Source organism: Bradyrhizobium uaiense, from assembly GCF_010811875.1.
GTDB classification, from domain to species: domain Bacteria; phylum Pseudomonadota; class Alphaproteobacteria; order Rhizobiales; family Xanthobacteraceae; genus Bradyrhizobium; species Bradyrhizobium uaiense.
The window spans coordinates 11,901-30,938 of sequence record NZ_VKHP01000102.1; the positions used below are offsets into that span (position 1 = coordinate 11,901).

Genomic DNA, 19,038 nt, shown 5'->3' on the forward strand with positions numbered 1-19,038 from the left:
GCCGATCGCTTCCGTCTCACAAAAGATAGGCGCTCAGCCCGCCCGTTTCACGTGAAACGTCAGGCGGTCGCCTTGACCGACTTCCTTCGCGCCTCACGCCGAAGATAGGCGGCCAGGATACCCAGCGCCGCCGGCGTCATGCCATCGATCCGGCCCGCCTGCCCGACCGTCCGCGGCTGCGCCTTCTGCAACTTGGCGCGCGCTTCGTTGGAGAGACCAGGCACGTCGGCATAGTCGACATCGGTCAGGACCAGCCCCTCGTCGCGCCGGAAGGCGTCGACGTCGGCGGTCTGGCGCTTCAGATAGACGTCGTATTTGGCATCGATCTCGAGATGCACCGCGATTGCCGGGTCAATGGCCGACAGCTCCGGCCAGATTGCCTGGACTGCAGGCCACTCGATCTCCGGATAGGCCAGCAGCTCGAAGGCGGATCGGCGATGACCGTCGCGATTGAGCGCGAGCCCATGCTTGGCGGCCTCATTCGGCGTGATCGCGAGCGACTGCGCGAGCCGCTTGGCTGCCTCTAGCGCCGCCATCTTGGTGCGGTGACGCTCCGCGCGCGCTGTTCCGACGCATCCGAGCGCGATGCCCTTGTCGGTCAGCCGCTGGTCGGCGTTGTCGGCCCGCAGCGTCAGCCGGTACTCAGCCCGGGAAGTGAACATGCGATAGGGTTCGGTGATTCCGCGGGTCACGAGGTCGTCGATCATCACCCCGAGGTAGCCGTCAGCGCGGTCGAATACGATCGGGTCCGCACCACTGGCAGCCAAAGCGGCATTGAGCCCGGCGACAACGCCCTGCCCCGCCGCCTCTTCGTAGCCCGTGGTGCCATTGATCTGACCGGCCAGGAAAAGCCCGTGCAGACGCTTGGTCTCCAGGGTCGGAGCGAGCTCCCGCGGATCGACATGGTCGTATTCGATCGCATAGCCCGGGCGGACCATCTTCACGCGCTCCAGGCCAGGGATGCTGGCGAGGATCGCGAGCTGGACCTCCTCAGGCAACGAGGTCGAGATGCCGTTCGGATAGACCGTGGTGTCGTCGAGCCCTTCCGGCTCCAGGAAGATCTGGTGGCCGTCGCGATCACCAAAGCGGACGATCTTGTCCTCGATCGAGGGGCAATACCGCGGTCCGGAGCTCTTGATCTGGCCGGAATACATCGGCGAGCGATGCACATTGGCCCGGATCACCTCATGGGTCGCCGGCGTGGTCCGGGTGATGCCGCATTGGATCTGTGCGGTCGCGATCCGGTCCGTCATGACCGAAAACGGCGCCGGCGGATCGTCACCGGGCTGCATCTCGACCGCCGACCAGTCGATCGTGGTGCCGTCGAGGCGCGGCGGCGTGCCGGTTTTGAGCCGGCCGAGCACAAAACCGGCACGCTCGAACGAGGCGGACAAGCCCATCGCCGGCGCCTCGTCGACCCGGCCCGCCGGCCAGTTCTTCTCTCCGAGATGGATCAGACCGCGCAGGAAGGTGCCAGTCGTGATGACGACCGCACCTGCTGAAAGCTCTCGGCCATCGCCCAGGCGAATGCCGGTGACGCGGCCGTCGACGACGATCAGTTCGTCCGCCTCGCCCTCGATGACGCCGAGATTTGCGGTCTCGGTGATCGCCGCCTGCATCGCCGCGGCATAGAGCTTGCGGTCGGCCTGAGCACGGGGGCCGCGGACCGCTGGACCCTTCCGGCGGTTGAGCATGCGAAACTGGATGCCGCCGGCATCGGCGACCCGGCCCATCAGACCATCGAGAGCGTCGACTTCGCGAACCAGATGACCCTTGCCGAGCCCGCCGATCGCTGGATTGCAGGACATCGCACCGATGGTTGCGAAGCGATGGGTCACCAGGGCGGTCTTTGCGCCCATCCGGGCAGCGGCGCTCGCGGCCTCGCAGCCGGCATGGCCGCCGCCAATGACGATGACGTCAAATGAGTCTGCCCTGAAAGTCATGGCGGGACTTCTATCGTGGAGTAGTGAAAGCCGGAAGAACGAAGTTGGGATCGCCGGTCTGAGACCCGAGATATGGATGACTTCGGCCTTCGCCTAGGCTTAGGCGGACAAGGTCCTGCATCGCAATGATGAGACGAAGGCGTTTCACGTGAAACAGCTCGGCCGCGCCGCGACAATTGTTTCACGTGAAACGGGAGGGCCGCCCTTAACCAGATCGAAACCATGTTTCACGTGAAACAGCCGGCTACTTGCTACTTCCCGACACAGAATTCGCGGAAAATAACGTCGAGGATGTCTTCGACATCCACCCGACCAAGCAGACGACCCAGCGAAGTTGCAGCTCTGCGAAGCTCCTCCGCCGCGAGCTCTTCGCCCTGCTCGACCACATCGATGCTGCGCTGGAGAGATCCGATGGTCTCCTCAAGCAGTCCACGCTGTCGGGTCCGGCTGATCAAACCGCTTTCGCTGGTCGCAAAATAGTCGTGAGCGAAGCCGACCAATGCGGCAATGAGTTCAGAGAGGCCGTCGCCGCGGGCGGCCGAGATCCGGAATTCAGGATGACGACCTCCCTCGCCTGGCGGCGTCCTGACGAGATCGATCTTGTTGCGCACCAGCCAGGTCGGCGTCGGGCCGCCATGGCCTGCCTTCGCATCGCCGTTATCGGCCAGCCAAAGCACGAGATCGGCTTCCGCGGCGCGGGCGCGGGCGCGACGGACACCCTCTTGCTCCACCGGGTCGCTGGTCTCGCGGATCCCGGCGGTGTCGATGACCGTGACGGGATAGCCATCGAGATCGAGCTGGACCTCGATCACGTCACGGGTCGTGCCGGCATGCGGCGAGACGATCGCGACCTCGCGCTTGGCGAGCTGATTGATCAGGGTCGATTTGCCGACATTCGGCGGACCCGCGATCGCGACCACCAGGCCGTCGCGCAGCCGTTCACTTTGCCCCTGCCCCGCCAGCACTTGCTTGATTTCGTCGTGCAGCGCCCGGATCCGCTCCAGCGCCGGCGCGATCAGCTCCGCCGGCACATCGCCCTCATCGGAGAAATCGATGCCCGCCTCGATCAGCGCCGACGCCGCGATGATCCGCTCGCGCCAGTCACGCGCCCGATCGCCGAGCAATCCCTTCAGCTGACGCAGCGCCTGGCGCCGCTGGCGATCGGTATCGGCGTGGATCAGATCGTCGAGGCCCTCGGCCTCGGTCAGGTCAAGCTTACCGTTCTCGAATGCCCGCCTGGTGAACTCGCCCGGCTCGGCCGGCCGCACATTCTCGAACTTGGCGATGGCATCGAACATCGCCGACAACACCGCGCGTCCGCCATGGACATGAAATTCGGCGACGTCCTCGCCGGTCGCGCTCGCCGGGCCCGGAAACCACAGCACCACCGCATCATCGATCGGTTGATGGTTCGAATCCTGGAGCAGCGCCCGGGTCGCCATCCGCGGAGCCGGCGTTTTGCCTGTCAGGCCCGCAATGACCGACTCGGCCATTGGGCCAGACAGCCTGACAATGGCGATCGCACTCGGTGGCCGTCCGGAGGATAAAGCGAAGATGGTCTGGTCGCGCGGATGCATCGCCTATTTCTTCCCAAGCAAATCGGCAAAGGCAATGCCGCTTCTATCTCGCACACGATATCGCAGAATGTTGCATCGCAGCATTCCCGAGTCTCATCGCAGCTGCCCGGCAGTAATTATGCTGCGGATTCGCCGGCCTGCGGCGCAACTCTAAGGCACAAATATAAATTATATCAGTCGGTTAAATAAATATTCGGCGCAATGGCGGAGGTCGATCCATGCAGCACTTTGCTGCAGCAAATCCGCAGCATGAAAAAGGCGCCCCGGTTGAGCGGAGCGCCCTATTCCTTTCGGCCTCACTATTCCGTGCGGCCTCAGGTGTTCATGGAATCGAAGAATTCCGAGTTGCTCTTCGTGTTCCGGAGCTTGTCGAGCAGGAAGTCGATCGCGTCCATGGTGCCCATCGGATTGAGGATGCGGCGCAGGACGTACATCTTCTTGAGCACCTGCGGATCGGTGATGAGCTCCTCCTTGCGGGTGCCGGAGCGGGCAATGTCGATCGCCGGGAAGGTCCGCTTGTCCGAGACCTTGCGGTCGAGGATCAGTTCGGAGTTACCGGTGCCCTTGAACTCTTCGAAAATGACTTCGTCCATGCGGCTCCCGGTATCGACCAGCGCGGTCGCGATGATGGTCAGCGAACCGCCCTCCTCGATGTTGCGCGCGGCGCCGAAGAAGCGCTTCGGACGCTGCAACGCATTGGCGTCGACACCGCCGGTCAGCACCTTGCCGGATGACGGCACCACGGTGTTGTAGGCACGGCCGAGGCGGGTGATCGAATCGAGCAGGATCACGACGTCGCGGCCGTGTTCGACCAGGCGCTTGGCCTTCTCGATCACCATCTCGGCGACCTGGACGTGACGCACCGCGGGTTCGTCGAAGGTCGACGACACCACCTCGCCCTTCACCGAACGCTGCATGTCCGTGACTTCTTCCGGACGCTCGTCGATCAGAAGCACGATCAGATAGCAGTCAGGATGATTGGCGGTGATCGAGTGCGCGATGTTCTGCATCAGCACCGTTTTGCCGGTGCGCGGCGGCGCCACGATCAGCGCGCGCTGGCCCTTGCCGATCGGCGCGACGATATCGATCACGCGGGCAGAAAGGTCCTTCTTGGTGGAATCCTCAAGCTCCATGCGGAAACGCTGATTGGGAAACAGCGGCGTAAGGTTGTCGAAATTGACCTTGTGCTTAGCCTTCTCGGGATCTTCGAAATTGAGCGTATTGACCTTCAGCAGCGCGAAATAGCGTTCGCCCTCCTTCGGGCTGCGAATGTGCCCTTCAATCGTATCGCCGGTACGCAGGCCGAAGCGGCGGATTTGCGAGGGCGAGACGTAGATGTCGTCGGGACCAGGCAAATAGTTCGCGTCGGGCGAACGAAGGAAGCCGAATCCGTCCGACAGCACCTCCACGACGCCCTCGCCGACGATGTCGGTCTCGGCGGCGGCGAGGTTCTTGAGAATTGCGAACATCAGCTCCTGCTTGCGCATGGTGCTGGCATTCTCGACCCCATTCTCTTCCGCAAACGAGACGAGCTCGGCCGGCGTTTTCGATTTGAGGTCCTGGAGTTTGATTTCCCGCATTGGGGTCGTCCTGTGAGGAAGTAAGTAGGGAAGGGGTGCGAGGTGGCTTGGAAAAAGCGGACGCCAAAGGAAGGTCCGCAGGTCTCAGCCAGGAAAGTGCCGTTTGGGCTTTCAAACCTGATGCGGCGCCGGCCCGAAAAGAACCGAAACGCGACCACATCCGCCTGCGTGGGGTGGGATAAAACCTATATAGAAAATCGATCCGTCCTTCGCAAGAAGGACTGAAGCATGCTTCCTGGGCATCGCAATGTCTAGAACGGCTTCACGACCACCACGATCACGATCACGATCATCAGAAGTGTCGGCACCTCGTTGATAATACGATAAAATTTCTGGCTTCGCTGATTCCGGTCGGCGGCGAAATCCTTCACGCAGCGAGACAAAAAGCCGTGGATACCCGACATGATCAGCACCAGCATAAATTTGACGTGAAACCAGCCGGAAAGGTACCAGTGTCCGGCCCAGACCAGATAAAGCCCGGCGAACCAGGTCACGATCATCGCGGGATTGATGATCGCCCGCAAAAGCCGCCGCTCCATGACCTTGAAGGTCTCGGACTGCTTCGAGCCGGCCTCGGCCTCGCAATGATAGACGAACAGCCGCGGCAGATAGAGCATTCCGGCCATCCAGGAGATGACCGCAACGACGTGCAGCGCCTTGATCCAGTCGTACAACATCGCAGCGATGCCTTTCAGGGAATAGCTCGGCGGGGAACAGCTCGGACAGCCTCGGCGTTGCGAACCAAGCTTTGCAAGCGAGGGACGGATACATATCCGCTCACACGGCTCTCCCAAACCTAATTAATTTTAGAATCTAAGGTTTGAGTCTTAATGGCAGTGAATTTGACTCATGCAATGCGATCCAGCGGTTCGCATGGTGTTGTTCACATCCCTCAACATTCCGGCGGGCGAGGGTGGTGATCCGGAATCTGCCGCTCGGCTCAATTGGTTGCACGGCTCTGTGGCCAGCTTATGAAGAGACAAATCCACACCGCTTCACTATCATCCTGCCTATGCCGTCGACTTATCCTTTCGCGGGGTGCTGTGAAGAAAGGGATGGGTTATTCACGGGCCGGGCGGCGGACCCGGATTCTCCTCCCCGACCTCCACAGGGATTCACAGGATAGACAGGGGTTCTGGTGCCGACGACTTCCAATTATTTCCACCTGCATCTGGTGTCGGACTCGACCGGCGAGACGCTGATCACCGTGGCGCGCGCGGTCGCCGCGCAATACGCCAACGTGACCGCGGTCGAGCATGTCTATCCGCTGGTGCGCAGCCAGAAGCAGCTCGACCGCGTGCTCGACGAGATCGAGGAATCGCCCGGGATCGTGCTGTTCACGCTGCTCGAGAAGGATCTGGTCGGCCGGCTCGAAGGCAAGTGCAAGGAAATCAACGTGCCGAGCCTGTCGATCATCGGGCCGGTGATGCAATTGTTCGAGGCGTATCTGGGTGCCGCGACCACCGGCCGCGTCGGCGCGCAGCACGTGCTGAACGCAGAATATTTCAGCCGGATCGACGCGCTGAATTACACGATGATCCATGACGACGGTCAGCACGTCGAAGGCCTCGAGGAGGCCGATGTCGTCCTGGTCGGCGTGTCGCGCACCTCGAAGACGCCGACCTCGATCTATCTCGCCAACCGCGGCATCCGAACCGCGAACGTGCCGCTGGTGCCGGGCATTCCCTTGCCGCACCAGCTCGAGACCTTGAAGAAACCGCTGGTGGTCAGCCTGCATGCGACGCCGGAACGGTTGATCCAGGTCCGGCAGAATCGCCTGCTCACCATGGGCGACCGCGACAACGACACCTACATCGACAAGCAGGCGGTGGCAGACGAGGTCGCGTTTGCCCGGCGCCTGAGCGCGAAGTTCAACTGGGCCTTGCTTGACGTGACGCGGCGCTCGATCGAGGAGACAGCCGCTGCGATCATGAAGCTCTACAATGACCGCCAGCGTGCCCGGCCGTCGGAATGATCGTCTCGTCATGAGCATCTGGCGCGGCCCACAGAAGTTGATCCTCGCGTCGCAAAGCCGCGCACGAAAGATGCTGCTCGAAAACGCGGGCCTCGATTTGGAGGCGCTGCCGGCCGATATCGACGAACGCACAGTGCAGAAAAATTCCGGCCTTTCCGCGCCCGGCGAGATCGCTTCGCTGCTCGCGCGCGAGAAGGCGCTGTTCATCTCCAGGCAGAAGCCGGGTCAATATGTAGTCGGTGCCGATCAAACGCTGGCGCTGGGCCAGCGGATGTTCAGCAAGCCCACCGGCCGTGCGCAGGCTGCCGAGCAGCTCGGCCTGCTCGCCGGGCAGACCCACGCGCTGCATTCCGCCGTCTCGGTTGCGTACGACGGAAAGGTGCGGTTCGACGATGTCTGCGTCGCCCGGATGACGATGCGGCGGCTCGCCGCCGGCGAGATCGATGCCTATCTGGACCAGGCCGGAGCAGCGGTGACGACCAGCGTCGGCGCTTACCAGCTCGAAGGCCTCGGCGTGCATCTGTTCGAGCGGATCGAAGGCGACCATTTCACCATCCTCGGCCTGCCGCTATTGTCGCTGCTCGCGTTCCTGCGCCGTGAGAAGCTGTTTGCGGTGTAAGATGCCGAGGGATGGCGACGGAGAGATGCTGAACCGATGTTGATCGTTGGACTAACCGGCTCGATCGGGATGGGGAAATCGACCACGTCCAAGCTATTCATGGAAGCCGGCGTGCCGGTGTACGACGCCGATGCGGCCGTGCATCAGCTCTACGAAGGCGAAGCCGCGCCGGCGATCGAGGCCGCGTTTCCCGGCACGACCGCCGACGGCAAAGTCGATCGTACGAAGCTGTCGGCGCGCGTGGTGCACGACCCTGCGGCGATGAAGCAACTCGAGCAGATCGTGCATCCAATGCTCGGCACGTCGCGCCAGAAGTTCTTTGCCGATGCGGAAGCCTCGGGCGCGCCGATCGTCGTCGTCGACGTGCCGCTGCTCTACGAGACCGGCGGCGAGAAGCGCGTCGATGCCGTCGTCGTCGTCACCACCTCGCCGGAACTGCAGCGCGAGCGCGTGCTGGCGCGGGGCACCATGGATGCCGCCAAGCTCGACGCCATCATCGCCAAGCAGATGCCGGACGCCGAGAAACGAAAACGCGCTGATTTCATCGTGGATACCTCGCACGGACTTGATCCGGTGCGGGCGCGCATCCGCGACATTCTGGCCGAGGTTGTTAAGATGCCGAAGCGGCGCGCCTGATTCGCCGCTTTTCGGATTCCTTCACGTCATGCGCGAAATCGTTCTCGATACCGAAACCACTGGCCTCGATCCGCTGCGCGGCGACCGGCTGGTCGAGATCGGCTGCGTCGAGATCTTCAACCGCATGCCGACCGGGCAGACCTACCACGTCTACATCAATCCTGAACGCGACATGCCGGCGGAAGCGTTCAACGTGCACGGGCTGTCGACCGAGTTCCTGGCCTCCAAGCCGCTGTTCGCGGAAGTGGTCGATGAGTTCCTGGCCTTCATCGGCGATACGCCGCTGGTGATCCACAATGCGTCCTTCGACATCAGCTTCATCAACGCCGAGCTCGACCGCACCAAGCGGAAGGCGATCCCGAAGGACCGGCTGGTCGATACGCTGCTGCTCGCGCGGCGCAAGCACCCCGGCGTGTCGAACCGGCTCGACGATCTCTGCTCGCGCTACCAGATCGACAATTCCCGCCGCACCAAGCACGGCGCCTTGCTCGACGCCGAGCTGCTGGCCGAGGTCTACATCGATCTGATCGGGGCACGGCAGTCGCAGCTGATTCTGGCATCGGACACGTCGGATGCGCGTGCCGGTGGCCACGGCGATATGCCGCGGCGGCAGCGCGAGACCCCGCTGCTGGCGCGGGTCACCGACGCGGATCGGGAAGCCCACAGGGCCTTCGTCGCGACGCTCGGCGACAAGCCGCTCTGGAACGATTACTTGCCGCCGCCAGCGCCTGCTGAAGCACCGGCGGCTTGATCTAGATTTCGCTATCTATTTCTCCGTCATCCTGAGGTGCGAGCGGAGCGAGCCTCGAAGGATGAACGGCCCGGCCGGTGGCCCGTCGATCCTTCGAGACGCGCTTCGCGCTCCTCAGGATGACGGGAGTAGGCCTTTGAACGGGATCAGCTCGGCTTGACGCCGGAGGCGGCCTGGGCGGCTGCCTGCCGCTCCATGTTCTGACGGTAGAGACCGACGAAATCGACGGGGTCGAGCAGCAGCGGCGGGAAGCCGCCGTCGCGGACCGAGGTCGCGACGATCTCGCGCGCGAACGGGAACAGCAGCCGCGGGCATTCGATCATGACCAGCGGGTGCAGGTTCTCCTTCGGCACATTCACGATCCGGAAGACGCCGGCATAGGCGAGATCGAAGCTGAACATCACCTTGCCCGCCGTCTCGGCCTTGCCCTCGACCGAGAGGACCACCTCGTACTCGTTCTCCGACAGGTTGTTGGCGGAGACATTGATCTGGATGTTGATCGCCGGCTGCTGCTGTTGCTGGCCGAGCGAGGCCGGTGCGTTCGGGTTCTCGAACGACAGGTCCTTGGTGTACTGCGCCAGTACGTTGAGTTGGGGAGCGGCCTGTTCGACGGGCGCGCCGTTGCCATTGGTCATGAAAATGTCTCCTGGAGCGACGCTCGATGGACAGAATGTCCGACGGTACGCGTTAAGGTGTTGGGAATGCCGATGCCGGGCGAGTGGCTATCATAGGCCCGGCTCGGTCCACAAGGACGACGAGTGGGCGTGTCCCGGCGGGGCTGCGGCCAAATCTCCGGCGACAGGCGCGTGAGCGCAACTCCGCCCAATCTCTTAACAGCTTCCTAAATTATTGAAGATGCGCGATTTCCGGGCAGGAACGGGTTTCCCCCCGGGGTCAAAACGCGCTACACTTGCCCGTGCCAAAAAGCGCCATTGGCCGGGCATAGTTTCGTGCCTACATGCTGCGGACTCACTCGGTGATGTAATCTCTGCCGTTCCCGACCGGGAACGCTTTGATGCCCGGCCCGTTGCCGGCAGAGACCAGAAAGCGAACTCGACGTGGATATCTACACCATCATCTTCCTGGCGCTGGCCGTGTTTATCTTCCTGCGGTTGCGCAGCGTTCTCGGACAGCGCACGGGAAGCGAGCGGCCGCCGTATGATCGTGCCGCACCCAACGTCGTGCAGCGTGGCCAAGATAACAACGTCGTCCCCATCCCCGGATCGGTGATCGACCAGCCGGCAACGGCCGCGCCCGCCGAGCCGGTCGAACCCACCGAACGCTGGAAGGGCATTGCCGAGCCCGGCACGCCGCTGGCGCAGGGTCTCGACGCCGTCGCCGTCCAGGATTCCTCGTTCGATCCACGGCATTTCCTCTCAGGCGCCCGCTCGGCCTACGAAATGATCGTGCTGGCCTTCGCCAACGGCGATCGCCGCGCGCTGCGGGACCTGCTGTCGACCGAGGTCTATGAGAGCTTCGAGGCCGCGATCAAGGATCGCGAGAAGCATGAGCAGAAGACCGAGACGCGGTTCGTCTCGATCGACAAGGCCGAGATCGTCAGCGCGGAAACGCGCGATCGCTCGACCCAGCTGACCGTCCGCTTCGTATCGCAGATGATCTCGGTGACGCGTGACAAGGCGGGCACCATCGTCGACGGCAGCCCGGACAAGGTCGCCGACATCACCGACATCTGGACATTTGCCCGCGACTCGACCTCCCGCGATCCGAACTGGAAGCTGGTTGGCACTGGAAGCGCTCACTAAACATCTCAGCTACGGGCGCCTCGCGGTCGCGTGCTGCGCGCTCGCTGTTCTGTGCTCCACCGCGGCGATCGCCGCGCGCTACCGGGCGAGCCGGCACACAGCGCCACGACACGAACATACCCACCCGATCCCCTATCCCAGTCTGGAACTGCCGCTGCAGGTCAACGGCAGTCAGTATGAGCCGCTCGGCTGGGCCAATGTGTCCGGCTGGAGCGACGACGACCATCTCGCCGCCTACAAAGCATTTCGCGCCAGCTGCAAGCCGATCGCGGCCCAGCAGGGTACGCCCGCGGATTCGAAGGCGCTCGGAAGTTCGCTGCGCGATCCCTGCCGCATCGCCAAGGGGCTCGATCTGGGCGATGGAACCAAGGCGAAGGAATTCTTCGAGCAGAATTTCGTGCCGCTGCGCATCTCGCGGCTCGGCGAGAATGCCGGCTTCGTCACCGGCTATTACGAGCCGGTGCTCGAGGGCTCGCGGACCCAGAGCGACGTCTACAATGTTCCGGTCTATCGCCGTCCGTCCAACCTGTTCGTGCGCGGCAAGACGCAAGCCTCGGTAGGCCTCCCCAACAGCGGTCCGGTGTATCGCAAGATCGGCCGGCGCAAGCTCGTGCCCTATTACGATCGCGGCCAGATCGAGGACGGCGCGATCGCCGGCCGCGGGCTCGAGATCTGCTGGCTGAAGAGCCAGACCGATCTGTTGTTCGCCCAGATCCAGGGCTCGGCGCGGATCAAGCTCGAGGACGGCACCACGCTGCGCATCAATTACGACGCGCATAATGGCTATCCCTATACGCCGGTCGGACGGGTCCTGATCGACCGCGGCATCATCCCGAGGGACCAGATGTCGATGCAGAAGATCAGGGAGTGGATGGAGCAGAACCCCGACGGTGCCAACGAGGTGCGGCGGCAGAACCGTGCCTACGTGTTCTTCCGCGAGGTCCCGCTGTCCGACAAGGACGAAGCCGTCGGTGCGCAGGGCGTGCCGCTGACGCCGGGCCGCTCGATCGCGGTCGACAAGGCGCTGCATGTCTACGGCACGCCGTTCTTCATTGCAGGCGAGCTGCCGATCGACTCCGAACAGTCGAAGACGCCGTTCCACCGGCTGATGATCGCGCAGGACACTGGCTCTGCGATCGTCGGCCCGGCGCGCGCTGATCTCTATTTCGGCGCCGGCGCGGACGCCGGGAAGGTCTCGGGGCGGCTGCGGCACAACATGCAGTTCGTGATGCTGGTGCCGAAGGGTCTCGACCCCGGCGCGCGCGGCCACAAGCTGCCCATCCCGGAGGAGCGGCCGTCGGCGAAGATCGCAAAGCTGTTTCCGCAGACCGATCCGCAGAAGGACAAGCCGGAGGCGAAGCCCGCGGATCTGCCGACGGTGACTGTCGCCAAGGCTGGGGCAAAGGCCGGGACAAAAGGCGCCGGCAACGGCGCCGCCAAGAGCCCGGCCGTGAGCCCGCCTGCGAAAGATGCTCCGCCCGCTGCGCCTGTCCCAACGACCCCTGTCGCGCAGGCCGCGCCTGTGGCAGAACCGGTGCCGTTGCCGGCAGCCCGGCCCGACATTCCGCAACGTCAGGAGAAGCGTCGCACTCGGCGCTATCGCCATCACCGCGATCAATGAAACGACCCGCGCCGATCCTCGATTTGTCCGCTCCGTCGCGGCGCAAGCGTGCGCTGAGCGAGGAGGAGCGTGTGCTCTGGGAGAGCGTGGCCAAGCAAGTCAAGCCGCTGCGCAAGCGGCCCGCCGCCGCGAAAGCCCATACCGCGGCCTCTGACCCGGCCGCCCATCACGCCGCGGCCAAGCCCATCCCGGTCAAGCCGGTCACGTCCGTCAAGGCCGCGTCGGCACCACGCCCGCAGGCGCCACCGCTGGCACCGATCGGCCGCCGCGAGCGCGCAAAGCTGTCGCGCGGCAGGCAGGAGATCGACGCGCGGCTCGATCTGCATGGCATGACGCAGCTGCGCGCGCATCGCGTGCTGTACGCCTTCCTGCAACGCGCGCACTCTGACGGGCTCACCTTCGTGCTCGTCATCACCGGCAAGGGCAAGGTCGGGGGCCTCGAGTCCGAACGCGGTGTTTTGCGCCGCCAGGTGCCGGAATGGCTCAGCCTGCCGGAATTCCGCTCGCTGGTCGTCGGCTTCGAGGAAGCGCATATCGGCCATGGCGGCGAGGGTGCGCTTTATGTGCGCGTCCGGCGCGCGCGTTGAGCACGATCTGGAAGATCAGAACGGGCGGACGATCCCGACGCGCGGGATCAGCGTGACGATCCAGCCAAGGATCGTCGTCTTGCGCTCGTCCGACGGGATCGGCGGCACATCCTTCGACGTCGGCAACATCTTGGTGGCGTGCAGCACCAGGAACATGCAGACAGCCCAGTTCGAGATCCAGCGCGAATAGTCGAACACCGTCACGAACATCACGAGATAGCCGGCGCTGATCATGATGAGCGCGGCGATCACGATCCGCCGATGCAGCTCACTTGCGAGTGCCTCGATCAGCCGCGCGAAATAGCGCCACAGCGGCGTGTGCAGCCAGATCAACAGCGCAAACACCGGGACGCCGAGGATGTTCGAGGGCATGCGCGCCCAGGTGTCGGCGAATTCCTTCGACAGCGGCTGGTACCAGATGTAGCCGAACTGAAGCAGATCGGTCCGTGACGGGTCGGTCATCCGGCTCTGCAGATGGCGGATGAACTCGTCATAGGGCACGTCCACCGTGCCGACGAATTGCGCGACTAGGAACAGGATGCCGACTGCGGCAAGCGTCACCAGTCCAATGGCGACGTTTCGCGGCGTCGCGCCCTGCACCAGATAGAAGCGCAGCACCGTGATCGCCGCGATGGTCGGCACATACATCAAGACGAAGATGTGATGGACCAGGATCAACAAAATCGAGAACAGTGCGGCAATCAGCACATACAAGACAGAGCGCGCCGGGATCAGCAGCAGCACGATCGCCAGCACACAGCCATAGATGTCGAAATGGCCGAGCGTGTGCATGAAGTTCTTCAGGAAGAACGGCGATCCCGCGATGAAGACGAACAGCGGCCAATGCGCATCGTCGAAGCCGAATGTCCGGTGAAACAGTTTGACGAACAGGCCAAGCGTCACCAGCCAGATCGTGCCGGCGAGCGCGAACACCAACCCCACCGGCACCTTGTCGGTGAACAGCGAGACGATCGCGCCGATCAGCGCGCGCTTGGTGAAGCCGTAGTGATAGTCGACCAGCAGGTGGATGTAGGGGACGAACGGCGGCAGCGCGATCTTGTGCAGGAACACCCCGACCAGCACGGCCGCATTGACGGCCACCATCAAGCGCCAGGGGTTTTGCCACCATCCTTGCATCAAATTCATTGTCGTCCCGGCCAAGCGAAGCGCGAGCCGGGACCCATAACCACCGGCCTGCGTTTGACCAGCGCTGGGGCCGTAGCTTGCTTCAACAATGGGGGCCGGTGGTTATGGGTCCCTGCTTTCGCAGGGACGACGATTGTAGCGGGGCGGCCTACAAAATAAACCGGCTCAGATCGGTATTCTTGGCGAGGTCGCCGACATGCTTGGTGACGTAATCGGCATCGACCCGGATGGTCTCGCCGTGACGATCGGGGGCGGTGAAGGAGATGTCGTCCAGCACCCGCTCCATCACAGTCTGCAGCCGCCGCGCGCCGATATTCTCGACCGTGGAATTGACCGCAACCGCAACGTCGGCCAGCGCGTCGATCGCGTCGTCGGTGATGTCGAGCGTGACGCCTTCGGTCTTCATCAGCGCGACATATTGCTTGATCAGCGACGCTTCCGGCTCGGTCAGGATCCGGCGCATGTCGTCGCGGGTCAGCGCCTGCAGCTCGACGCGGATCGGCAGGCGGCCCTGCAACTCCGGCAGCAGGTCGGACGGCTTGGCGATGTGGAAAGCGCCCGAAGCGATGAACAGGATGTGGTCGGTCTTGACCGCGCCGTGCTTGGTCGAGACCGTGGTGCCTTCGATCAGCGGCAGCAGGTCGCGCTGCACGCCCTCGCGGGAAACGTCGCCGCCGGCGCGGTTCTCACGCACGCAGATCTTGTCGATCTCGTCGAGGAAGACGATGCCGTTGTTCTCGACCGCGCTGATCGCTTCCTGCACCACCTGGTCGGTGTCGAGCAGCTTGTCGGATTCCTCGTTGACGAGGATCTCGTGCGAGCCTTCCACGGTCAGGCGGCGGGTCTTGCTGCGTCCGCCCATCTTGCCGAAGATGTCACCGAGCGAGATTGCCCCCATCTGGGCGCCGGGCATGCCGGGGATTTCGAACATCGGCATGCCGCTGCCGGACGACTGCGTCTCGACCTCGATTTCCTTGTCGTTGAGCTCGCCGGCGCGCAGCTTCTTGCGGAACGATTCGCGCGTCGCCGGGCTTGATCCCGGGCCGACCAGCGCATCCAGCACGCGCTCCTCGGCGGCGAGCTGGGCGCGGGCCTGAACGTCCTTGCGCTTGCGCTCGCGGGTCTGCGCGATCGCGACCTCGACGAGGTCGCGGACGATCTGCTCGACGTCGCGGCCGACATAGCCGACCTCGGTGAATTTCGTGGCCTCGACCTTGAGGAACGGCGCGCCCGCAAGCTTGGCCAGCCGCCGCGCGATCTCGGTCTTGCCGACGCCGGTCGGCCCGATCATCAGGATGTTCTTGGGCAGAACCTCCTCGCGCAGGGAACCGGCAAGCTGCAACCGCCGCCAGCGGTTGCGCAGCGCGATCGACACCGCGCGCTTGGCGTCGGCCTGGCCGACGATGAAACGGTCAAGTTCAGAAACGATTTCGCGGGGGGAGAAGTCAGTCATTGGCTCTAGCTAGGTTGAAAGCACTGTCTCGGCAAGCGCCGTTCCGCGCCTGCGTTTTGGTTCATTTGTCGCGGATCATCAGCAGCCCCGGGCCATCAGGGGTATCCACTAGCCCTGCCTCCCGAAAGCTCGCTTTCGCATAGGCGTGCACGGCGCGCGCGTTGGCGGGATCGGGATCGGGATCGGTGACGATGCGCGTCGCGCCTTGCGCCAGCCGCTCCTCGACAAAGGCATCGATCAGCGCCGAGCCATGGCCGCGTGCCACCATGTCGGGCTCACCGATGAAGAGATCGATGCCGCGGGTGCCGTCCGGCTGCTTGCCGAAGCCGGAATTCCACGCCGTCAGGTCGTAGCACTGGATGTAGCCGAGATCGCTGCCCTCGGTGGCGACGATGAATTGGTCCATCGCCGGCTCGTCGAGGTCGCCGCTCACCAGCGCATATTGCTCGGCCGGATCGCCCCACCACTCCCGGACATGCGGCAGCGCCAGCCAGCGCTTGATCTGCGGCAGGTCGGCCGTCGTCATCGGGCGGAAATGGTAGGGGGCGGCCATGCTCAGCCGCCGATCGTCTCGATCGTCACGTTCCGGTTGGTGTAGACGCAGATATCGGCGGCGATATCCAGCGCGCGGCGGACGATGGTCTCGGCGTCCTTGTCGGTATCGACCAGCGCGCGGGCCGCAGCGAGGGCATAATTGCCGCCGGAACCGATCGCCATGACCCCGGATTCGGGCTCCAGCACGTCGCCGGTGCCGGTCAGCACCAGAGAGACGTCCTTGTCGGCCACGATCATCATGGCCTCCAGCCGGCGCAAATAGCGATCGGTCCGCCAGTCCTTGGCGAGCTCGACCGCCGCCCGGGTCAGTTGCCCCGGATACTGCTCCAGCTTGCTCTCCAGCCGCTCGAACAGGGTGAAGGCGTCGGCGGTGGCGCCGGCAAAGCCGCCGATCACGTCGCCCTTGCCGATCCGGCGGACCTTCTTGGCATTGGCCTTGATCACGGTCTGGCCGATCGAGACCTGCCCGTCACCGCCGATCACCACCTTGCCGCCCTTGCGGACCGTGCAGATCGTGGTGCCATGCCAGACCGGCAACTCATTTTGGGATGCTTGCATAGGTTACCTCTCTCCGGGGCAGATTTAGGTGGTCGGGCAGGGGGTTACAATCGGGGCCGATTTAGCAAGGATTTCCGGTCACCATGGCCCGAGTTGGGTCATTTCGGGGTCATCCCGCAGTAGCGAAGGTGACATCAGCCTGTTAAAAGACCGGCGTTTTCGGCACGGGAAAGCTTAATCTTCATGCGCACGGCAACCATCAAGCGCAAGACCAAGGAGACCGACATCGAGGTGACGGTCAACCTCGACGGAGCAGGCGTATCCACGGTTTCGACCGGGATCGGCTTCTTCGACCATATGCTCGACCTCCTGGCCCGGCATTCGCGCATCGACATCACGGTGAAGGCGGATGGCGACCTCCATGTCGATTACCACCACACCACCGAAGACGTCGGGATCGCGCTCGGGCAGGCCGTGAAGCAGGCGCTCGGCAACATGGCCGGCATCACGCGCTACGCCTCGATCCACATGCCGATGGACGAGACGCTGTCGCGCGTCGTGATCGATATCTCCGGCCGCCCGGTGCTGGTGTTCAAGGTCGACTTCCCGCGCGACAAGATCGGCGAGTTCGACACCGAGCTGGTGCGCGAATGGTTCAACGCCTTCGCGATGAACGCCGGCGTGACTCTCCACGTCGAGACCCTATATGGCGAGAACAGCCATCATATCTCCGAATCCTGTTTCAAGGGTTTGGCGAGGGCGCTGCGGACGGCGGTTGCGATCGATCCGCGTGCCCAGGGCGAAGTGCCCTCGACCAAGGGTCAGCTCGGCGGCTGATCTCGGAAGCATGATCCGGAAAGGCGAGTGCCGATTTCCGGAGATCGTGGTCCAAATGAGAGTCCATCCTCGGCGGAGCGTTCGATGCCGGTCTATACAGTGCATGCCCCCGTGGCCAACGGTGCCGATCTTGCGGCGACCGACAAGTTCGTCTTCGTGCGCGACGGCTTCCGTTTCTGGGCCGCGGTTGCGGGCGTGGTCTGGCTTGCGTGGAACAGGCTCTGGCTGGCGCTGATCGGCTGGCTCGTCGTCACCTTCGTCGTCGACTATGTGCTGGCCAAGCTCGGCATTGCCCGCGGCGCGATCTTCCTCGTCGACCTGGTGCTGATGGTGCTGCTCGGGCTGGAGGCTGCGAGCCTGCAACGCTGGACGCTGTCGCGGCGCAAGTGGCGCCAGCTCGACATCGTGGTCGCCGACAATGCGGATGCCGCCGAGCGCCGGTTCTTCGAGCGTTGGACCGCGCGACATCGCGGCGTCGTCAATGATCAACGCTCGGTCGATCGCGGCGGGCCACCGCCGACCCGGGACGTTCCCGGTCAATCATTCTCAAAACCCCCACCGATGCCGCAGGGCGGCATCATCGGATTGTTTCCAGAGCCAGGAGGATCGCGATGACCGTTGCAATCATCGATTATGGCTCCGGCAATCTGCATTCTGCGGCCAAGGCCTTTGAGCGCGCCGCGCGCAGCATGGAGGATCCGCAAGCCATCAAGGTGACGCGCGATCCCGATGCGGTGTATCGCGCCGATCGGATCGTGCTGCCCGGTGTCGGCGCGTTTGCCGATTGCCGCCGCGGCGTCGATGCAGTCGACGGCATGCTGGAAGCGCTCACCGAGGCGGTACGGGTCAAGGCGCGGCCGTTCTTCGGCATCTGCGTCGGCATGCAGTTGATGGCGACGCGCGGCAAGGAGCACGTGATCACCGAAGGCTTCAACTGGATCGGCGGCGATGTCGTGAAAATCGAGCCGCGCGACGAGAGCCTGAAGGTCCCGCACATGGGCTGGAATACGCTCGACATGGTGCGCGAGCACCCGGTGCTGGAGCGGCTGCCGCTCGGACCGAAGGGGCGTCACGCCTATTTCGTGCACTCCTATCACCTCAACGCCGCCAATGAGGCGGACGTGCTGGCGCGCGCCGACTATGGCGGGCCGGTGACCGCGATCGTCGGCAAGGACACCGCGATCGGCACCCAGTTTCACCCCGAGAAGAGCCAGCGCTTCGGCCTCGCCCTGATCTCCAATTTCTTGAAGTGGAAGCCGTGATCCTTTTTCCAGCGGTTGATCTGAAGAACGGCCAGTGCGTGCGCCTCGAGCAGGGCGACATGGCGCGCGCCACCGTGTTCAATCTCGATCCGGCGGCGCAGGCGGCAAGCTTCGCCGCGCAGGGTTTCGAATATCTCCACGTCGTCGATCTCGACGGCGCCTTCGCCGGCAAGCCGATGAATGCGCATGCGGGGGAGGCGATGCTGAAAGCCGTCACCAAGCCGGTGCAGCTCGG

At 63.8% G+C, this 19,038-nt stretch carries 20 protein-coding genes; 11 read left to right on the forward strand and 9 right to left on the reverse strand.

Translation table 11 applies throughout. The features are described from left to right. Positions 1-59 precede the first annotated feature (59 nt). The 4 genes from mnmG to hemJ form a co-directional block, all read right to left on the reverse strand. The gene (gene mnmG, locus FNJ47_RS23215) at positions 60-1,943 is read right to left on the reverse strand and encodes a tRNA uridine-5-carboxymethylaminomethyl(34) synthesis enzyme MnmG (protein WP_163157265.1); all 1,884 of its coding nucleotides are present in this window, start codon (positions 1,941-1,943) and stop codon (positions 60-62) included. A gap of 251 nt (positions 1,944-2,194) precedes the next feature. After that, positions 2,195-3,520: a tRNA uridine-5-carboxymethylaminomethyl(34) synthesis GTPase MnmE gene (gene mnmE / locus FNJ47_RS23220; RefSeq protein ID WP_163157267.1), complete on the reverse strand. Its 1,326-nt coding sequence runs from the start codon at positions 3,518-3,520 to the stop codon at positions 2,195-2,197. Between the two features lie 314 nt (positions 3,521-3,834). Next, entirely contained in the window at positions 3,835-5,100 is a 1,266-nt protein-coding gene (gene rho / locus FNJ47_RS23225) for a transcription termination factor Rho (RefSeq protein WP_028341998.1), read from the reverse strand. A gap of 251 nt (positions 5,101-5,351) precedes the next feature. After that, positions 5,352-5,774, reverse strand: coding sequence for a protoporphyrinogen oxidase HemJ (gene hemJ, locus FNJ47_RS23230; RefSeq protein WP_163157290.1), 423 nt, complete (start codon positions 5,772-5,774; stop codon positions 5,352-5,354). Positions 5,775-6,238: 464 nt separating this feature from the next. Between hemJ and FNJ47_RS23235 the strand changes: the two genes are divergently transcribed. The 4 genes from FNJ47_RS23235 to dnaQ are packed head-to-tail and all read left to right on the forward strand — an operon-like array spanning position 6,239 to position 9,081. Continuing rightward, positions 6,239-7,075, forward strand: coding sequence for a pyruvate, water dikinase regulatory protein (locus FNJ47_RS23235; RefSeq protein WP_050627995.1), 837 nt, complete (start codon positions 6,239-6,241; stop codon positions 7,073-7,075). A 10-nt stretch (positions 7,076-7,085) separates the two neighbouring features. Further along, positions 7,086-7,694 (forward strand): Maf family protein, encoded by a 609-nt coding sequence (locus tag FNJ47_RS23240; RefSeq protein ID WP_163157269.1) that lies wholly within the window; start codon positions 7,086-7,088, stop codon positions 7,692-7,694. A gap of 36 nt (positions 7,695-7,730) precedes the next feature. Continuing rightward, complete coding sequence (gene coaE / locus FNJ47_RS23245; protein WP_163157271.1) at positions 7,731-8,330, forward strand: dephospho-CoA kinase; 600 nt, start codon at positions 7,731-7,733, stop codon at positions 8,328-8,330. Positions 8,331-8,358: 28 nt separating this feature from the next. Next, complete coding sequence (dnaQ, locus tag FNJ47_RS23250) at positions 8,359-9,081, forward strand: DNA polymerase III subunit epsilon (RefSeq protein ID WP_163157273.1); 723 nt, start codon at positions 8,359-8,361, stop codon at positions 9,079-9,081. Positions 9,082-9,227: 146 nt separating this feature from the next. Here the strand turns inward: dnaQ and secB are convergent, their stop codons facing one another. Continuing rightward, positions 9,228-9,716, reverse strand: coding sequence for a protein-export chaperone SecB (secB, locus tag FNJ47_RS23255; RefSeq protein ID WP_163157275.1), 489 nt, complete (start codon positions 9,714-9,716; stop codon positions 9,228-9,230). Positions 9,717-10,139: 423 nt separating this feature from the next. On the opposite strand from secB, the gene FNJ47_RS23260 reads away from it, so the two are divergent. The 3 genes from FNJ47_RS23260 to FNJ47_RS23270 are packed head-to-tail and all read left to right on the forward strand — an operon-like array spanning position 10,140 to position 13,052. Then, positions 10,140-10,844 (forward strand): Tim44/TimA family putative adaptor protein, encoded by a 705-nt coding sequence (locus FNJ47_RS23260; RefSeq protein WP_163157277.1) that lies wholly within the window; start codon positions 10,140-10,142, stop codon positions 10,842-10,844. Further along, a complete protein-coding gene (mltA, locus tag FNJ47_RS23265; RefSeq protein ID WP_236000062.1) occupies positions 10,822-12,465 on the forward strand; it encodes a murein transglycosylase A in 1,644 nt (547 codons plus the stop codon). The genes FNJ47_RS23260 and mltA overlap by 23 nt, the downstream gene beginning before the upstream one ends. Then, complete coding sequence (locus FNJ47_RS23270; protein WP_163157280.1) at positions 12,462-13,052, forward strand: Smr/MutS family protein; 591 nt, start codon at positions 12,462-12,464, stop codon at positions 13,050-13,052. Before mltA ends, FNJ47_RS23270 begins: the two co-directional genes overlap by 4 nt. Before the next feature lie 15 nt (positions 13,053-13,067). Here FNJ47_RS23270 and FNJ47_RS23275 read toward each other — a convergent pair whose 3' ends face one another. The 4 genes from FNJ47_RS23275 to hslV form a co-directional block, all read right to left on the reverse strand. After that, complete coding sequence (locus tag FNJ47_RS23275) at positions 13,068-14,189, reverse strand: hypothetical protein (protein WP_163157294.1); 1,122 nt, start codon at positions 14,187-14,189, stop codon at positions 13,068-13,070. Positions 14,190-14,346: 157 nt separating this feature from the next. Further along, the gene (hslU, locus tag FNJ47_RS23280) at positions 14,347-15,651 is read right to left on the reverse strand and encodes an ATP-dependent protease ATPase subunit HslU (protein ID WP_163157282.1); all 1,305 of its coding nucleotides are present in this window, start codon (positions 15,649-15,651) and stop codon (positions 14,347-14,349) included. Positions 15,652-15,712: 61 nt separating this feature from the next. Continuing rightward, positions 15,713-16,204, reverse strand: coding sequence for a GNAT family N-acetyltransferase (locus FNJ47_RS23285; protein ID WP_163157284.1), 492 nt, complete (start codon positions 16,202-16,204; stop codon positions 15,713-15,715). A 2-nt stretch (positions 16,205-16,206) separates the two neighbouring features. Beyond that, the gene (gene hslV, locus FNJ47_RS23290; RefSeq protein WP_024583062.1) at positions 16,207-16,764 is read right to left on the reverse strand and encodes an ATP-dependent protease subunit HslV; all 558 of its coding nucleotides are present in this window, start codon (positions 16,762-16,764) and stop codon (positions 16,207-16,209) included. Between the two features lie 183 nt (positions 16,765-16,947). On the opposite strand from hslV, the gene hisB reads away from it, so the two are divergent. The 4 genes from hisB to FNJ47_RS23310 all read left to right on the forward strand — a co-directional run. Continuing rightward, complete coding sequence (gene hisB / locus FNJ47_RS23295) at positions 16,948-17,541, forward strand: imidazoleglycerol-phosphate dehydratase HisB (protein WP_163157286.1); 594 nt, start codon at positions 16,948-16,950, stop codon at positions 17,539-17,541. Between the two features lie 84 nt (positions 17,542-17,625). Continuing rightward, entirely contained in the window at positions 17,626-18,156 is a 531-nt protein-coding gene (locus FNJ47_RS23300; protein ID WP_163157288.1) for a DUF2628 domain-containing protein, read from the forward strand. Further along, positions 18,153-18,803, forward strand: coding sequence for an imidazole glycerol phosphate synthase subunit HisH (hisH, locus tag FNJ47_RS23305; protein WP_050425351.1), 651 nt, complete (start codon positions 18,153-18,155; stop codon positions 18,801-18,803). The genes FNJ47_RS23300 and hisH overlap by 4 nt, the downstream gene beginning before the upstream one ends. Continuing rightward, positions 18,800-19,038 (forward strand): HisA/HisF-related TIM barrel protein (locus FNJ47_RS23310; RefSeq protein WP_347341705.1); only part of this gene is annotated, 239 nt, incomplete at its 3' end. The genes hisH and FNJ47_RS23310, both read left to right, overlap by 4 nt.

What these genes read in the sequence shown, in the direction of transcription:
- rho (WP_028341998.1), bottom strand. Translation starts at nt 5,100, where the DNA reads ATGCGGGAAATCAAACTCCAGGACCTCAAATCGAAAACGCCGGCCGAG.
- FNJ47_RS23300 (WP_163157288.1), top strand. Translation starts at nt 17,626, where the DNA reads ATGCCGGTCTATACAGTGCATGCCCCCGTGGCCAACGGTGCCGATCTT.
- FNJ47_RS23240 (WP_163157269.1), top strand. Translation starts at nt 7,086, where the DNA reads ATGAGCATCTGGCGCGGCCCACAGAAGTTGATCCTCGCGTCGCAAAGC.
- hslU (WP_163157282.1), bottom strand. Translation starts at nt 15,651, where the DNA reads ATGACTGACTTCTCCCCCCGCGAAATCGTTTCTGAACTTGACCGTTTC.
- coaE (WP_163157271.1), top strand. Translation starts at nt 7,731, where the DNA reads ATGTTGATCGTTGGACTAACCGGCTCGATCGGGATGGGGAAATCGACC.
- mnmG (WP_163157265.1), bottom strand. Translation starts at nt 1,943, where the DNA reads ATGACTTTCAGGGCAGACTCATTTGACGTCATCGTCATTGGCGGCGGC.
- mnmE (WP_163157267.1), bottom strand. Translation starts at nt 3,520, where the DNA reads ATGCATCCGCGCGACCAGACCATCTTCGCTTTATCCTCCGGACGGCCA.
- hslV (WP_024583062.1), bottom strand. Translation starts at nt 16,764, where the DNA reads ATGCAAGCATCCCAAAATGAGTTGCCGGTCTGGCATGGCACCACGATC.
- dnaQ (WP_163157273.1), top strand. Translation starts at nt 8,359, where the DNA reads ATGCGCGAAATCGTTCTCGATACCGAAACCACTGGCCTCGATCCGCTG.
- FNJ47_RS23285 (WP_163157284.1), bottom strand. Translation starts at nt 16,204, where the DNA reads ATGGCCGCCCCCTACCATTTCCGCCCGATGACGACGGCCGACCTGCCG.
- hisB (WP_163157286.1), top strand. Translation starts at nt 16,948, where the DNA reads ATGCGCACGGCAACCATCAAGCGCAAGACCAAGGAGACCGACATCGAG.
- secB (WP_163157275.1), bottom strand. Translation starts at nt 9,716, where the DNA reads ATGACCAATGGCAACGGCGCGCCCGTCGAACAGGCCGCTCCCCAACTC.
- FNJ47_RS23270 (WP_163157280.1), top strand. Translation starts at nt 12,462, where the DNA reads ATGAAACGACCCGCGCCGATCCTCGATTTGTCCGCTCCGTCGCGGCGC.
- hisH (WP_050425351.1), top strand. Translation starts at nt 18,153, where the DNA reads ATGACCGTTGCAATCATCGATTATGGCTCCGGCAATCTGCATTCTGCG.
- FNJ47_RS23275 (WP_163157294.1), bottom strand. Translation starts at nt 14,189, where the DNA reads ATGCAAGGATGGTGGCAAAACCCCTGGCGCTTGATGGTGGCCGTCAAT.